Annotated in this window: 13 protein-coding genes and 1 pseudogene; 10 read left to right on the forward strand and 4 right to left on the reverse strand. The window is 68.0% G+C overall.

Annotated features, from left to right (window positions below):
• Nucleotides 1-23: 23 nt before the first annotated feature.
• Nucleotides 24-1703, forward strand: a complete 1680-nt coding sequence (locus ACFFRH_RS19645; protein ID WP_386158354.1) for a helix-turn-helix domain-containing protein — start codon at nucleotides 24-26, stop codon at nucleotides 1701-1703.
• 87 nt (nucleotides 1704-1790) lie between these two features.
• Here ACFFRH_RS19645 and ACFFRH_RS19650 read toward each other — a convergent pair whose 3' ends face one another.
• Nucleotides 1791-2387, reverse strand: coding sequence for a TetR/AcrR family transcriptional regulator (locus ACFFRH_RS19650; RefSeq protein WP_386158356.1), 597 nt, complete (start codon nucleotides 2385-2387; stop codon nucleotides 1791-1793).
• Nucleotides 2388-2480: 93 nt separating this feature from the next.
• On the opposite strand from ACFFRH_RS19650, the gene ACFFRH_RS19655 reads away from it, so the two are divergent.
• The 3 genes from ACFFRH_RS19655 (at nucleotide 2481) to ACFFRH_RS19665 (ending at nucleotide 6019) form a co-directional block, all read left to right on the forward strand.
• Entirely contained in the window at nucleotides 2481-3707 is a 1227-nt protein-coding gene (locus ACFFRH_RS19655) for a metal-dependent hydrolase family protein (RefSeq protein ID WP_344743571.1), read from the forward strand.
• On the forward strand, nucleotides 3704-4558 hold the full coding sequence (locus ACFFRH_RS19660) for an alpha/beta hydrolase (protein ID WP_344743573.1): 855 nt from the start codon (nucleotides 3704-3706) through the stop codon (nucleotides 4556-4558). The genes ACFFRH_RS19655 and ACFFRH_RS19660 overlap by 4 nt, the downstream gene beginning before the upstream one ends.
• Nucleotides 4559-4735: 177 nt before the next feature.
• Nucleotides 4736-6019 carry an NAD(P)/FAD-dependent oxidoreductase gene (locus ACFFRH_RS19665; RefSeq protein WP_344743575.1) on the forward strand — a complete coding sequence of 428 codons (1284 nt, stop codon included), beginning with the start codon at nucleotides 4736-4738 and terminating at the stop codon, nucleotides 6017-6019.
• Nucleotides 6020-6027: 8 nt separating this feature from the next.
• Here ACFFRH_RS19665 and ACFFRH_RS19670 read toward each other — a convergent pair whose 3' ends face one another.
• Nucleotides 6028-6588, reverse strand: coding sequence for a PucR family transcriptional regulator (locus tag ACFFRH_RS19670; RefSeq protein WP_344743576.1), 561 nt, complete (start codon nucleotides 6586-6588; stop codon nucleotides 6028-6030).
• A 228-nt stretch (nucleotides 6589-6816) separates the two neighbouring features.
• Entirely contained in the window at nucleotides 6817-7032 is a 216-nt protein-coding gene (locus tag ACFFRH_RS19675; protein ID WP_344743577.1) for a hypothetical protein, read from the reverse strand.
• 137 nt (nucleotides 7033-7169) lie between these two features.
• On the opposite strand from ACFFRH_RS19675, the gene ACFFRH_RS19680 reads away from it, so the two are divergent.
• Nucleotides 7170-8156, forward strand: a complete 987-nt coding sequence (locus tag ACFFRH_RS19680) for a helix-turn-helix domain-containing protein (protein ID WP_386158435.1) — start codon at nucleotides 7170-7172, stop codon at nucleotides 8154-8156.
• 89 nt (nucleotides 8157-8245) lie between these two features.
• Here the strand turns inward: ACFFRH_RS19680 and ACFFRH_RS19685 are convergent.
• Nucleotides 8246-8593, reverse strand: a pseudogene (locus tag ACFFRH_RS19685) (DUF4158 domain-containing protein); the annotation flags it as partial.
• A gap of 268 nt (nucleotides 8594-8861) precedes the next feature.
• On the opposite strand from ACFFRH_RS19685, the gene ACFFRH_RS19690 reads away from it, so the two are divergent.
• From ACFFRH_RS19690 to ACFFRH_RS19710, 5 genes are all read left to right on the forward strand, one after another.
• Nucleotides 8862-9920 carry a LacI family DNA-binding transcriptional regulator gene (locus ACFFRH_RS19690; protein WP_344743579.1) on the forward strand — a complete coding sequence of 353 codons (1059 nt, stop codon included), beginning with the start codon at nucleotides 8862-8864 and terminating at the stop codon, nucleotides 9918-9920.
• Nucleotides 9921-10008: 88 nt separating this feature from the next.
• The gene (locus ACFFRH_RS19695; protein WP_344743581.1) at nucleotides 10009-11349 is read left to right on the forward strand and encodes an ABC transporter substrate-binding protein; all 1341 of its coding nucleotides are present in this window, start codon (nucleotides 10009-10011) and stop codon (nucleotides 11347-11349) included.
• Between the two features lie 12 nt (nucleotides 11350-11361).
• Nucleotides 11362-12276 carry a carbohydrate ABC transporter permease gene (locus ACFFRH_RS19700; RefSeq protein WP_344743582.1) on the forward strand — a complete coding sequence of 305 codons (915 nt, stop codon included), beginning with the start codon at nucleotides 11362-11364 and terminating at the stop codon, nucleotides 12274-12276.
• Nucleotides 12273-13178: a carbohydrate ABC transporter permease gene (locus ACFFRH_RS19705; RefSeq protein ID WP_344743583.1), complete on the forward strand. Its 906-nt coding sequence runs from the start codon at nucleotides 12273-12275 to the stop codon at nucleotides 13176-13178. Before ACFFRH_RS19700 ends, ACFFRH_RS19705 begins: the two co-directional genes overlap by 4 nt.
• A 27-nt stretch (nucleotides 13179-13205) precedes the next feature.
• Entirely contained in the window at nucleotides 13206-14876 is a 1671-nt protein-coding gene (locus tag ACFFRH_RS19710) for an FAD-dependent oxidoreductase (protein ID WP_344743584.1), read from the forward strand.
• Nucleotides 14877-14878: the final 2 nt, after the last annotated feature.

The raw sequence follows: 14878 nt of genomic DNA on the forward strand, positions 1-14878 counted from the left end.
TGGTGCGGGAGTCATGGCTGGACTTGCTGCTGCGCGACGCTGCCCCGGACGAGTTCCAGCGGCACGGCAGGGAGCTGGTGCGGTCGCGAGACACCGCGGCGGCCGACCGGGAGACCGCGCAAGCGCTGCGGCTGACGATGGTGCTGCGGCAGCAGGCGCAGCGGGCGGCCGAGTTGGCCGCGCTCAACGACATCGCGATCCGGTTGGCCACCCTTCACGCGCCCGACGATCTACTACCGGAGATCGTCGACCAGGCACGCCAGCTGCTCGGCGCGGACCTGGCCTACCTCGGCCTCGTCGAGGACGGGTATCTGCGACTCAAGGTCACCAGCGGTGCGCTCACGCCAGAGCTGGTCGGGGTGGCAATCCCGTTGTCGGTGGGGCTGGCCGGTGAGGTGATCGAGCACGCCGCGCCCCGCTGGACGGCCGACTACCAGGCGGAGCGGCGTTTCCGCCACGACGACACCGCCGACACGGCGGCGCGCGCTGAGAACATGCGCGGGCTGCTCGGAGTTCCGTTGCGCCTGCGCGGCCGCGTGCTCGGCGCCTTGTTCGTGGGCAAGCGCCAGGAACGGGACTTCACCGAGCACGAGGTGATGTTGGCCTCGGCGCTGGCCGCGCACGCGGCGATCGCCATCGAGAACGCCAACGCCATCAGTAGCCTCAACGCCGCGAACGACCAGCTCGCGCGCCGCACCGACGAGCTGGAGCAGACGCTGCGCTGGGACCAGCGGCTGACGCGCGTGGTGCTCACCGGCGGGGGCGTCGAGGAGTTGCTGGTCGAGATCAGTTCGATGGCGCGCGGGCAGGTCAGCTTCGTGGCGGAACCGCCGGACGACGGGACCGGGGATAGCGGGATTGTGGCGCAGCCCGTCGTGGCCGGAGAGACACGCTTCGGCGCGCTGGTGCTCGACGGTGAGCCCGTCCGCGATGACCGGCTGCTCCTCGACCGTGCGGCCCCGGCACTCGCACTCGCGCTTCTCGCCGAGCAGGCTGCGGTCGAGGCGTCGCGGCGCACCCGCGCGGCACTGCTGGTCGATCTGCTCACCACGATGTCGGAGCGACCAGCCTTGCGGCAAGCCGGGCTGGACCCGTCGGCGCGGTACTCGGTGCTCGTGGTGGCCTCCGGACGGGCGCGGCTCCCGCAATTGCCCGGCGCGCTCACGGCCGAGCACGGCGGTCGGCTGCTTGTCGTGACCACAGCCAGTCCCGACGGCATCCGCCGGGACTGGCCGCGCGACGCACCGACCGCGGGCATCGCCGGGCCCGCGCGCGGGCAGGCGGAGCTGCGGCGGTGCTTCCACGAGGCCCGACAGACGCTGCGTGCCCTGGAAGTCTTGGGGCGCACAGGAGAAGCCGCGACCGCCGGACAACTCGGGCTGTACCGGATTCTGCTCGACCATGCCGGTCGCCGCGATCTGGCGGAGGCATTCGAGCGCGTGCTCGGCCCGCTGCTCGCCGAGGAACGACGCCGTGGTGTGCCGCTGGTGGAGACCTTGCGCGTGTTCCTCGACCATGGCCGCCGCCCTCGCCCGGCAGCCACCGCACTGGCGATCCACGTCAACACGCTCTACCAGCGACTGGCCGCAGCCGACCGCCTGCTCGGCGAGGGCTGGCGTTCGCCGCAGCGGGCGCTGGAGTTGCACATGCTCCTGAACCTCACCGCGGCAAGCGGTCCGCTGGATGGGCCGGAAGGCGGCTGAACCTGGTTGGGTGATGTCGGGATCGGTTGCCTGACGGGCGGCCGATGGCGCCCAAGGACCGCCACCGCGCCCTGTGCGACGCCCTGCTCAAGGCCCCGGGCGTGTCCGTTGAACGGATTGGCCCTTGCTCATGCGCAGGATCAAGGCGACCGCGTCCTCCGAGTGGCCTGTTGGAGTCAGAACTTCCTGTAAGAGCAGGCCACGAATCGCGGCAATGGTGACGGTGGCCATAGCCAGCGCTTCCTTGGTGTCGAGCCCTTCACGTTCCGCGAGCGAGGCCAGCATCTTGGTCAGGTCGTCGAGCGAGTCGATGAACTCACGAAAGTCCTCTGGGCTGTACGCGGCCAGCCCTACGACGTGAAAGAAGCCGCGGACACGCGACAGCTGCTCCGGGCGGGTGTAGGCCCGCCAGATCGCCACGACGAGGTCGTCAAAGGTGCCCTGCTGGGCGGCCTCAAAAAGCGCCTCGTTGTCACGAGATCGCTGTGCTTTGAGCATGGCTGCCAAGACGCCCGAGAGTGACCCGAAGTGGTATCGCAGGAGGGCGTGGCTGGTCTCGGCCCGGGCGGCGATCTCACGGAGCGACACCTCCGGTGAGGGAAGGGCCTCGCCGAAGGCGTCGAGAAGCCGAGCCAGGAGACGCTCGCGCGCGTCGCCTTTGCGTTCCGTGCTTGACAAGGCCACCCCCACAGTTTATCCATTGGAAAAGAGAGGCTGGTGGTGCCGTGTTGCGTCACACATGATCGCAGCCAGCTCGCAACGGTGGAGGGGCCACTCGTGGGAAGTTTTCAGGTAGTCGGCGCGGCGGTCGTCGACGGGTCGGGTCGCGACCCCATCGACGTCAACGTCACCGTCGAAGACGGGCGTATCGCCCAGCTTGATGCCTCCAGCGCACACGGCGAGCGCCTCGATGCCGGGGGACTGACGATGACGCCCGGCCTGATTGACGCTCACGTTCACCTGGGCTTGTCGAGCCTGATCCAGCCGCAGTTCTCGTTTCAGATCAGTACCGCTGAAATCGCGGCGGACATCTTCGCCACGGCCGGTGCGACGCTCGATGCCGGCTTCACGACCGTTCGAGACACCGGCGGGATCGACGGCGGCGTCGTCACCACGATCGCAAAGGGCAAGGTCAGGGGACCACGCGTCCTGTCGTGCGGACCTGTTCAGTGCCAGACCGGTGGGCACGGCTACTACGGAGCTGACTGGGAACCCACCGAGCTGTGGAGCAGCCATCACGTTCCGGGTCTGTGCGCTCTGTCCATGATGTCGGGCAACGCAGACGAGCTGCGAGGCAACGTGCGCGAGGCATTCCGTCGCGGGGCCTCCTTCCTGAAGCTCTGTGTGACCGGCGGAGTGGTTGGGGCGCGAGACCGGCTGACCGACACCCAGTTCACCGTCGAGGAGATCGCCGTCGCCGTCCAGGAAGCCGCGGCACGGGGTACCTACGTGACTGTTCACGCCCACAACAACGACGGCATCCGGAACGCGGTCGAGGCCGGGGTGCGTTGTGTCGAGCACGGCACCGACCTCGATGCGTCCACGGCCACCCTGATGGCCACTCGCGAGGTCGCCCTCGTGCCCACGTTCGCCGTTGTCGAGCAACTGCTGCACGACACCGCTGGAGCGGGCCTCGACGAATCGACCCGCGATCGTGTGCTGGGTGTTCGTGAGCGGATGACCGAGGCGCTCGCTGTCGCCAAGGAGGCCGGAGTGCGGATCGGGCTGGGTTCCGATCTCATCGGTCCGGCTCAGAACCGTCGAGGCGAGGAGCTCAGGCTGCGCGCAAAGCTCGAAACACCTATGGAAGCTCTCGTGGCGGCCACCAAGACCAACGCCGAGATCCTCGGCCTGTCCGGCCAAGTCGGTGTCATCGCTCCCGGCGCGCAGGCAGACCTCGTGTTGTGGAACGGCAACCCGGTCGAAGACCCGGAGCTGTTCGCTGATCCCGCCAATGCCGTCCTCGTTCTCAAGGCCGGCCGAGTTGTGAAGGACCTTCGATGAGCACCATGTGGCAGGGTTGCCTCGCCGACACCGGCTATTTCGAGATGCGTTCCAGCGGTGGGCATGACTACGGCGTCTGGGTCACCACACCACCGGGCTACGATCCCGCCGCGACGCAAGCGCCTGTCGTTTATGTGCTCGACGGCAACTGGGCCGTGGGCATGACGGCTCCGCTCATCGTCACCCAGATGGACCCCATGCACCAGATCCAGCCCTACATCCAAGTCAGCGTCGGCTACGCAGGCGAGGAAGCACAGCACTGGGATCGGCTGCGCAACAGAGACCTCGTGCCACCTGGCGAGCCCATCGCCAAGGAGCTCATCGATGCCGTGGAGATGGGATTTCAAGCGGGCGCGAGGACACGCGAAGAAGCCGACGCTTACCTCGGCGAATTACGCGACACCCACGCCGATGCATTCCTGAGCTTCCTCACCGCGGAACTGCACCCGCGGATCGAACGCGACTACGGCACAGCCACGAGCGGTCACGGCCTTTTCGGCTACTCCTACGGCGGCCTTTTCAGTCTCTACACCTGGCTCACCGGCTGCACGCTCTTCGAGAGCATCGGAGCGGGCAGTCCCGGCGTTGCCAGTGAAGACAGTCAGGTCTTCGCCCAGCTCCAAGAGATGGGTGACAGCCGGCATGCCGCCAAGCTTCATGTGACCTTCAACGAGCGGGAGCTTCTGGGAGACCTGGCCATCTACCAAAACATCACGAAGAACACGGCCACCGTCCTGCACCGTCTCATCTCACGCAACGAAGCCGTCACCAGCGCGATCCTGCACGAAACGCACGTGACTGGCCTGCAGGCCTCGTTCCTCAGCTACCTCAGGACATGCCGTGCCCGGTAAGCGCGAACGCCGCGGTCTGTGCAACCGCCGCGCTGGATGGCCGCAGCTCGCTGCGATGGCGCCACAGGAGTCGTGTCCGGCGGGCCGAATCCCTGACGGCAGTCGAGTGCCCCGACCGCTGCTGGTCACGACACTGGAGCGCGATCACCGGGTGTGCTTCAGGAGAGAGGGCGACGTATGAGTACCGATGTGGTCGTGATCGGGGCAGGGGTGATCGGTTCGTCGATCGCCCTTGAGCTTGCGCGGGCGGGGCATCGGGTGATCGTGCTCGATCGGGCCCCAGGGGCTGGACAGGGGTCGACCTCGGCATCGAGTGCGATCGTTCGGTTCAACTTCTCCACCACCGCCGGGGTGGCGACGGCGTGGGAGGCGCATTTCGGCTGGCTCGACTGGGCCGGCCACCTCGGGCACGATGTCGGCGACCTCGCGATGCTCCGCAAGAGTGGGCTGGTCATGCTGGACGGCGAGGCGGCTCCGCGTACGTCGTGGCTTCCGTTGTTCGATGAGATCGGTGTTCCCTACGAGGAATGGGACAGCGCGACATTGGCCGAGCGCGTTCCAGGTATCGACGTCGGCCGCTATTGGCCGCCGAAGCGGCTCGACGACGAGGAATTCTGGGAGGACGCGAAACACTCGCTCGGTGGCGTGTACACCCCGGATGCCGGTTACGTCTCGGACCCGAGCCTCGCCGCCGTGAACCTCGCCTCCGCGGCCTCGGCGTGCGGGGCGGAGTTCCGCTTCCGCAGCACGGTGACAGCGGTGGAGAAGGCTGGCGGGCGCGTGACGTCGGTGCGACTGTCGGACGGCACCCGGATTCCCTGTGCCGTCGTGGTCAACGCGGCCGGTCCGTGGTCGGGCGCGTTGAATCGGTTGGCCGGCGTGGGTTCCGACTTCACGATCGGTGTGCGCCCGATGAGGCAGGAAGTAGCGCACGTGCCGGTCCTGGAGGGCTATGGCGGGCCCGTGGTGGCGGACATGGATCTGGGCACCTATTTCCGCGGTGAAGTAGGAGGGGGCTTGCTCGTCGGCGGAACGGAACCGGAGTGTGATCCAATGCAGTGGACCAACGACCCGGACGCCGTCGACATCCACCCGACGGCCGCGGTCTTCGAAGCTCAGGTGACGCGGGCCGCGCGGCGGTTGCCCCACCTGGCGGTGCCCAACCGGGTGCGCGGCGTGGTGGGCGTTTATGACGTCGCCGACGACTGGACTCCGATCTACGACCGCACCGAACTCGAGGGCTTCTACCTCGCGATTGGAACGAGCGGCAACCAGTTCAAGAACGCGCCGGTCGTGGGGCAGCTGATGACGGAGCTGATCAACCAGGTGGAGAACGGCGTCGACCACGACGCGTCGCCCGTCCGGTTCCGGGCCCCGCGCACCGGCCTGGAGATCGACCTGAGTGCGTTCTCTCGTAAGCGCAGCCGAAACACCGCGAACTCGGGCACGGTGATGGGCTGAGTCGGAACTCAGACGAGGCGTTGCATCCGGGCGACCTTGATGCCCAGATGCAACGCCGGCCGTTGTTCTCCGTCGGCGAGGTCGACGCCGGTGACCTGTTCGATCTGTCGGAGCCGCGGGTAGATGCTCGCCCGGTGCACGGAGAGGGCGTCCGCGACGGTGCGGACGTCGCCGACGCGGCCGAGGAGCAGCTCCCCGGTGGCGAAGAGGATGGAGTCTGTTCCCAGAAGTCGGCCCACCATCGAGTCAAGCTGGCCCGGAAGCCGGTCGGACGGGAGGCCGGCGAGTAGCCCGTAGACCCCGAGTTTCCCGAACTCGGCGACCGGCCGGAACAGCGGGACGGTGTCAGCGACCCGGGCCGCCTGTACCGCGCCCCGGTAGGACAACGTCACCTCGGCGAGTGTGGGTACCGCAGGTCCCACTCCCACGACGACGCGGTGTCCGTTGCCTGTGTTGTCGAGCAGCCGTGACGCCGCGCTGTGCAGCGCTGTCGGCAGCTCCGGTGGTGACCAGAACTCCGTGGGTCGGACGCATCGCGACCACCGCCTGAAGCCTCCTACACAGGCCACGGCGTCTCGGCGTCCTTGAGGAGGCGCTTTTTCGATCCGGGCCCCGTGTCACGCCGCCACGGTCCCATCGGCGGTCTGGGCTCACCCGTAGGCCCCATGTCTGCTTGGTTGGGAGCACCGTTCGCCTGGAGCTCCACGGGAATGATCTTTACGAGTCGTCGAGCTGATGTGGCGCCAATCCCCAGTCGAACACGCAGGTTGTCTGCAGATACTGGCTTCTGGTGGGAATCACTCGCGAGGCGGTGGTCTGCTGTCTGCCTTGGGCGGGGCGGGGTCGTGCTCGTCAGGCGTTGGCGTGTCCTGAGGCGCGGGCTGCTCGGTGCGGTCGTGGACGTGCCACCGGCTGAGCAGGATGTGCTGGTTGGCCAGGCAGACCATGAGCGCGGTCAGCGGCGTTCGGGCCACGCGGCCGTGCGCGAGCCGGTTCGATCGGCGGACGCGCATGCAGTGGCTTCGGCATGACAATCCCCCTGAGATCATCATGCCCCCAGTTCAGCAGGGGTCTTTGACTCCGTTCAGGAACGCGGCATCAGGAGCTTGCATCTCAAGCCGCTTGAGGTTGCATAGTGAGCGTCGTGGACATGAACGAGCTGTACGCCATCGGAGATGTCGCCCGGCGGACCGGTCTGAGCGTCAGCGCCGTCCGGTACTACGCGGACGCCGGTGTCGTCACGCCGGCCGCCAGCACCCCGGCCGGCCACCGCCTGTACGACGTGTCGGCCATCGCCCGGCTGGAACTGGTCCGGACGCTACGGGAACTCGACGCCGGCCTGGACGAGATCCGGCGGGTGCTGGTCGGCGAGGCGACGCTGCGCGAGCTGGCCACCACCCACCTGGCCCTGCTGGCACGGCAGGAGGCACGGCTGCACAGCCGTCGCGCGGTGTTGTCGGCCATCCTGCGACAGGACTCCACGGCCGAGCAGGTCACGCTGATGCACAAGCTTGTCGGCATGCCGGACGAGGAGCGCGACCGGCTGATCGACGAGTTCTGGACCGAGGTCTCCACCGGCTGGGAGCCACCGGAGCGGATGGTCGAGTGGTGGCGGGCGGCCCGGCCGGAGCTGCCCGAACATCCCACCGCGGCCCAGCTGGAGGCGTGGATCGAGCTGGCCGAGATGGTCCGGGACACCGAGGCCCGGCAGGCCGTGCGCCATGAGCTGTACGAGGTGTGCACCACCGGGGCCGGACCGCTGATGACCTCGTCGCCGATGCTGGACAGCCTGGAGGCGGCCACGCCGATCGGCCAGGCGGCGATGGACGCGGCGCGGGAGCAGGTGCCGCCGGACTCACCGCGGGGGCGGGAGATCGCCGACCGATGGATCGGGTGGCTGACCGGCATTTTCGCGACACCGGACAGCCCTGGGATGCCGGACACGCCCGAGTTCCGGATTCAGACGGCCGACCACATGCTGGTGGGCGCGGAGTGGGACCGCACACCGCCGGAGCCGGAGGGACCGCTCGACCGGTACATGGCACTGGTCACCGCCGTGAACAACGCGCCACCGGAGCGGTTCCCGTTCGAATGGCTGGCCGCGGCACTGCGCGCGTCCGCCCTACCGGCTCGCTGATTGCTTCGCCCCGAAGAATACGACGACCACATCGGGCCCGGTGCCACCGCCGACATCACTGACATGACCGATCTTCCTAGACGAGTAGTTCCGAAGTCGCGGTACTCCAGCAGCTCGCGGATCTGCCAGGCGTGCTCGTAGGCGGTCTTGGGCCGCTGCCCGTAATCGGCCAGACAGGCCGGATCCAGGTCCGACTGCTCCGCAACGAAGGCCACCGTGCCGGGTGGGACCGCCAGGGGGTCCTCGGTCAGGAACACCCCGAGTATCCGCACCGTGCTCCACTGCACCGCCCACCCCAGCTTGTCGGCCGGCGCGGCCGGCGCGGTCAGCGCCGCGCCATCCAGGCGAAAGAACCGCTCCAGCTCCGCCGCCGACGGATCGGAGGGGAAACGGCCATGGCGGGCGCCCTGCTGGTCGGAGAGAAATTCGAACGGCATGGGCCAGGAACGTATGCCCGGTAAGCAGGGCAGACAGATGCCGTCACCGAGCCGGTACGAAGATCACGATTTCTGCGCAGCCTTTTCGGAGGCCGTCAGGCGGCTCATCGAGAGCCTGCGGAGCCGACGACGGTTGCCGGCCATCTCACCGGGACAGTGGCTCCTCACATGGTTGCTAATTCGTATGAGTAACTGATATCAACTGAGGTGGAGAGCCGGTGAGATTGAAGCGGGCTCAATGAGATGACCTCGAGACTGAGAGACAGTGATGGCCAAGAGGACGCGAGCTCCCAGGCAGAGCGACATCGCGCGGCTCGCCGGCGTCACTCAGTCCACGGTCTCGCTCGTGCTCAACGGCCGCGCGGCGGCGGAGTCCATCCCGCAGGCGACGCAGGATCGCGTCCACGCGGCCGTCAAGGAGCTCCAGTACGTCCCGAACGCCGCGGCCACCTCGCTGCGCGGAGGGCGCAACGGTCTCATCGGAGTCCACACCTTCGAGCCGGTGTTCCCCGTGACCTCAGACGACTACTACAACCCGTTCCTGGTGGGGATCGAAGAACAGGCCGTCGAGCTCAAGGTCGACCTCGTGCTGTTCGCGTCCACGCAGGGCGACGACGGGATCCGCAGGATCTACGCCAACGGGGCCAACCGGCTTCGTCTGGCCGACGGCGCGGTGATGCTGGGTATGGAGCAGAACGAAGAGGAGCTGGTCCGCCTCGCCTCCGAGCAGTACCCGTTCGTGTTCATCGGGCGACGAGACGGTGCGAGCGCGCAGCTCCCGTACGTGGCCCCCGATTACCACCAGGCGCTCGCCTCGGTCCTCGAGCCCCTCGCCGAGGCCGGCCACCGCCGCATCGCCTATCTCGGAGAGACCACGCGCAGGAACCCGCAGGAGGCGCGCTATGAGAGCTTCCGTGAGCATGTCGCCCGTCTGGGCCTCGGCTCGGGCGACCCGCTCTTCGTCGCGCCGGACGAGCTGAACGCCGAGGTTTTCCACCGGATCCTCCGCGAGGGCTCCACCGCGCTGTTGATCGAGAACCACGACTCCGCGACGATACTGGCCGCCATCGCGCAGGCCGCCGGGCTCGACATTCCCCGCGACCTCTCGGTCGTGGTGCTCGACACCGTGCCCGACGTGTCGCCCGCGCACACCTGGAGCCAGATCCGGATGCCGCGCCGCGCACTCGGTCGTCGCGCCATCTCCGTGCTCATGGAGCTGCTCGACGGGACCATCCCGAACACCTACCACGAGTTGCTCCCGGTCGAGCCGCCCTCGACGGCGACCATCACCAGCCCGCACACGTCCCGCTCGGCCATCCCGACCTGAGCGGGCCGCATCCCGCACTCCGCATCCCGCATCCCGCACCCCGTATCAAGACCGAACAGTTCTCTACTCATACGAAAAAGGAGATCCGATGAAGGCTCATGCTCCACGACGCGCCCAGCGCTGGGGCGGCGTCACCGCGCTGACGATCAGCGCGGTCCTGCTCGCCGGATGCACCTCAGCGCCGACCGATGACGCATCGCCGAGCGGCGACGGGGTCAAGGGGAAGACTCTGACCGTCTGGTTCCCCGGAACCAACCAGACCGAGATCGACCTCGTCACCGGACCGATCGCCAAGGCGTTCGAGGAGAAGACAGGCGCGAAGCTCGATGTCACCTTCGTCGACTGGGGCGACCTGTCCACGAAGCTGAACGCCGCGTTCGCCGCGGGGACCGCCCCGGACGTGTTCGGACACGGTCCGGCCGCGATCGCCGACTTCGTCGTCAACGACCGGCTCGAGCCCCTCGACGACCATCTCGCCAAGCTCGACTCGGCAGACCGAGAGGACATGGCCGCCGCCCTGCCGGGCGGACAGGTCGACGGCGTGCAATACCTGATGCCGCTGTCCATGCAGGGCAGCTTGATCGTGTACGACGCGGCCGACTTCACCGCCGCCGGGCTCGACCCCGACGCGCCGCCGAAGACATGGGAAGAAGTACGCGCCGCCGCGGAGAAGCTCACGGTGCGTGACGGCGACACCATCACCCGCTCCGGGCTGCTGGTGCCCAGCCAGGCGATCGGCCGACAGCAGACGTTTGCCGCACTGCTGGGATCGGCGCGCGGATCCCAGTTGAACGAGCAGGGCACCGAGGCCACGTTCAACTCCAAGCAGGGTGTCCAGGCGCTCGAGTTCTTCACCGATCTGTTCGCCGGTCCCGACGCGGTCTCGGCGAACCTCGGCGCGGACTACATCAACGCGCCCGCCGCGCAGCAGCCGATCGTTCTGGACACGGCGGCGATGGAGATCCAGTCGGCCAGCGGCGCGAACCAGATCGTCGCCGCGGCCCCCGACCTGGACCTTCGTGTGATGACCGCCCTGCCCTTCGAAGGACAGGATGAGGGCTCCGCTCTGGGAGGATCGGGCCCCGGCCTGATGATCAACACCGACAGCAAGGTGAAGGACCTCGCGTGGGCGTTCATCTCGTACATGCTCGGCCCTGAGGTCGGCGCCGAGTACACCCGGGGCATCGGCGCCGTTCCGGTACGCGCGTCCGCGGCTGAGACGGCCTACGTGAAGGACAACCCAGTGCTCCGGGTGTTCGTGGCGAACGCGCCGAACTTCAAGCCCAACCCGAATGTTCCGGGCTGGGTGCAGGCGCGAGACACGCTGGACAAGCACCTCGAGCAGGCGCTGAACGGCGTCGTGACCGCGCAGAACGCACTGGACCAGGCGAAGGTCGAGGTCGACAAGGTCCTCAAGCAGAGCCGGTAGGAGCCTCTCATCGTGTCGACCAGCGCCCCCCGCACCACTTCGCCCCGCCCCGGACAACGTCGCTGGAACCGCGTACAGCTCATCGGTCTGCTGTTCGTGCTTCCCGCGGGCCTGTACATCCTGATCTTCCAGATGATCCCGGTCGTCTACGGGTTCGTTCTCAGCTTCACCGACTACAACCCCATCCGCCGGGGCGGTCCCGAGTTCACCGGCTTCGACAACTACGCCGAACTCGTCAGCAATCCCGAGTTCGGCAACGCGCTGCTGGTCACCGGGCGGTACGTGCTGCAGGTCCTGCCGCTGACGGTCGTCATCGCCCTCGTTCTCGCGCTGCTGGTGAACCGGCCGTTTCGCGGAGTCGGCCTTTTCCGCTCCGCGCTCTACCTTCCGCACATCGTCTCCCTGACCGTCGTGAGCCTGGTCTGGCTGTGGATGTACTCTCCGAACGGCCTGTTCAACGACGTCCTCGCCACGTTCGGCCTTCCCCGGCAGAAGTGGCTGCTGGATGCCGACACGGCGCTCAACGCCGCCTCGGCCATGCGGATCTGGAAGGCGCTCGGCAGCAACATGGTCCTCCTGCTGGCCGGTCTGCAGTCCATCCCCCGCGACCTGTACGAGGCCGCCCGCGTCGATGGCGCCGGTCGCTGGAACACCTTCCGCTACGTCACGCTCCCAGGGCTGCGGCCGATGCTCGTCTACGTCGTGACGATGGACATCATCTTCCTCGCGCAGGGATTCGCCGAGATCTATGTCCTCACCAAGGGCGGGCCTCTGGGGTCGACCACGACCGTGAACTACCTGATCTACACCGAGGCGTTCCAGTACAACCAGCTCGGATCGGCGTCGGCGATGGCGTTCGTGCTGTTCGCGTTCATCGTCGGGTTCTCTGTGCTCTCCGTCCGCTCGCTCGTTGGGAGACAGAAGTGACCGTCACTCGACCTGTGGCGACCACGTCACGACGCACGACGAGGATCAAGGGCACGTCGCGCGTACCGGCCATGATCTTCCTCTACGTCTTGTCGTTCCTGATTGTCATGCCTTTCCTGTGGATGATCAGCCTGGCCTTCACGCCGAACAACGAAGCGTTCGGTTCCGTCTCGCTGATCCCCGCCAACCCCACACTGGAGAACTTCGGCACGGCGTGGACGGACGCCGACATCGTGCGGGCCATGCTCAACTCGACGATCGTCGCCGTCGCCGTCGTGGCATGCAACAGCGTCTTCTCGGTCCTCGCCGGCTACGCGTTCGCACTGATGCCGTTCCCCGGCAGCTTCGGCATCTTCGTCGGGATCGTCGCCACCACAGCGATCCCCGTCTCCGTGACTCTCATACCGCTGTTCCTGATGGCGCGCGGGATACCGCTGGCGGGCGGCAACGACATTCTCGGGCAAGGCGGCAGCGGGCTCCTCGACACCCTTGCCGGGGTCATGCTCCCGTATCTGATCCTGCCGATGAACATCTTCCTCGCTCGTCAGTACTTCAGCACGGCGCCCCCTGAGCTCGCCGAGGCGGCACGCATCGACGGCGCCGGCGAGTGGCGAATCTTCCGCTCCATCTACCTGCCGCTGGCGAAGCCGCTGGTCGCCGTCGTCGCGATCTTCTCCTTCGTCGGCGTCTGGGACGACTTCCTCTGGCCGCTGGTGGTGACCAACACGGAGAGCTCCCAGACCGTGCAGCTGGCGCTGGCGCGCTTCCTCGCCAGCGGCAACATCCAGTACGGCCCGCTGATGGCCGGCGCGGTCATCTCGACCATCCCCGTCGTCGTCCTCTTCCTGTTCAACCAGCGCGCGTTCGTGGCCGGACTGGCCGACGGCAGCGTCAAGGGCTGACCGGCCCGACCTCTCGAAAGGAATCCTTTGCGCATTTCCGCCATCTCCACAGATCTCCTCGTCGTCGGCGGGGGGCTCGGAGGCGTCGCGGCGGCGCTCACCGCCGCGAAGCTCGGGTGCCGGGTCGTTCTCGCCGAACGCTCGACGTGGCTGGGCGGACAGCTGTCCACGCAGGCTGTGCCGCCTGACGAGCACCAGTGGATCGAGACCTCTCTGACCTCGCCCAGCTATCGGGCGCTGCGGGAGGCGATCCGCGGTCACTACCGGCGCGCGTACCCGCTCACCGAGGACGCCGCCGGGATCGAACATCTCAATCCCGGGATGGGCTTCGTCTCACGGATCTGCCACGAACCACGCGTCGGGGCCCTGGCGGTGGAGGAGATCCTCTCGGCGCATATCGCATCCGGGGCGATCACCGTGCTGCGCGAGCACACCGCGGTCGACGTGCGCCGGGATGGGCGACGGATCACGTCGGTGACGCTTCGCGCGCCGAACGGCGATCAGCTCGAGGTGCGCGCGACCCTGGTCGCCGACGCGACGGAGGAGGGCGACCTCATCGAGCCGGCCGGACTGCCGGTGGTCATCGGCGCGGAGGGGAGGGACGAGACCGGGGAGCTGCACGCCCCCGACGTCGCCGACGTCCACGACCAGCAGGCGGTCAGCTGGTGCGTCGCCCTGGAGTACCGTCCGGGGGAGGAGCACACCATCCCCCGGCCCGATCGCTACGAGCACTGGCGCGACACCGTCGACCCGCGCTGGCCCGCCTCCCAGCTGTCCTGGGAGGACGTGGTCCCCGACACCCTGCAGCCGCGGGTGCGCCCGTTGTTCGCGCAGTCCCCGCAGGAGGCGATCCACACGCGTGCGGACGATCTCTGGCAGTACCGGCGGATCCTCGCCAGGCAGCTGCTGGACCCGGCCTTCACCGGCGGGGAGATCACCTTGGTCAACTGGCCGCAGATCGACTACTGGGAGCTGCCGCTGCACGGCGTGAGCCCGCAGGCCCGTGAGAAGGCGCTGGAGGGCGCACGCTCGCTCACCCGCAGCTTCGTGTACTGGATGCAGACCGAGGCGCCCCGCCACGACGGCGGGTTCGGCTACCCGGAGCTGCGTCCCCGCGGGGACGTCACGGGCACGGCCGACGGTCTCGCGAAGGAGGTGTACATCCGGGAGTCGCGGCGCATCCGCGCCCTGTTCACCGTCACCGAGGGACACATCGGCCGCCGGATGCGCGGTGCCGACGCGGGAAGCGCGATCTTCGCGGACAGCGTCGGCATCGGCTACTACCGCATCGACCTGCACCCCAGCACGTCGGGGCGCAACTACGTCGACATCGACTGCTTCCCCTTCCAGATCCCCCTCGGCGCGCTGATCGCGGCCGACGCCGACAACTTCGTCGCCGCGAACAAGAACATCGGCACCACCCACATCACCAACGGCGCATACCGGCTGCACCCGGTGGAGTGGTCGATCGGCGAAGCCGTCGGCGCCCTGGCCGCGCGCGTCGTGGAGACCGGTCTGGACCCGGCGCGGATCCGTGAGGACCAGCGGCAGCTGACGCGGCTGCAGCAGGTGCTCTCCGAGGATCTCGGGGTGTCCCTGGCCTGGCCGGAGCAGATCCGCACCGGCGGGGCCGCGTTCGACCGTGTCCCGACGCCGTCTGATGACGCGGCGCCGGCTCCCGCGTCGGCGGGGGTGTAGCA

It is taken from the genome of Streptosporangium vulgare (assembly GCF_042428775.1).
Lineage (GTDB): Bacteria > Actinomycetota > Actinomycetes > Streptosporangiales > Streptosporangiaceae > Streptosporangium > Streptosporangium vulgare.

Bases quoted from the DNA above. Each gene is read 5' to 3' on its own strand.
- ACFFRH_RS19665 (WP_344743575.1), top strand. From the start codon at position 4,736: ATGAGTACCGATGTGGTCGTGATCGGGGCAGGGGTGATCGGTTCGTCG.
- ACFFRH_RS19690 (WP_344743579.1), top strand. From the start codon at position 8,862: ATGGCCAAGAGGACGCGAGCTCCCAGGCAGAGCGACATCGCGCGGCTC.
- ACFFRH_RS19680 (WP_386158435.1), top strand. From the start codon at position 7,170: ATGAACGAGCTGTACGCCATCGGAGATGTCGCCCGGCGGACCGGTCTG.
- ACFFRH_RS19675 (WP_344743577.1), bottom strand. From the start codon at position 7,032: ATGCGCGTCCGCCGATCGAACCGGCTCGCGCACGGCCGCGTGGCCCGA.
- ACFFRH_RS19695 (WP_344743581.1), top strand. From the start codon at position 10,009: ATGAAGGCTCATGCTCCACGACGCGCCCAGCGCTGGGGCGGCGTCACC.
- ACFFRH_RS19660 (WP_344743573.1), top strand. From the start codon at position 3,704: ATGAGCACCATGTGGCAGGGTTGCCTCGCCGACACCGGCTATTTCGAG.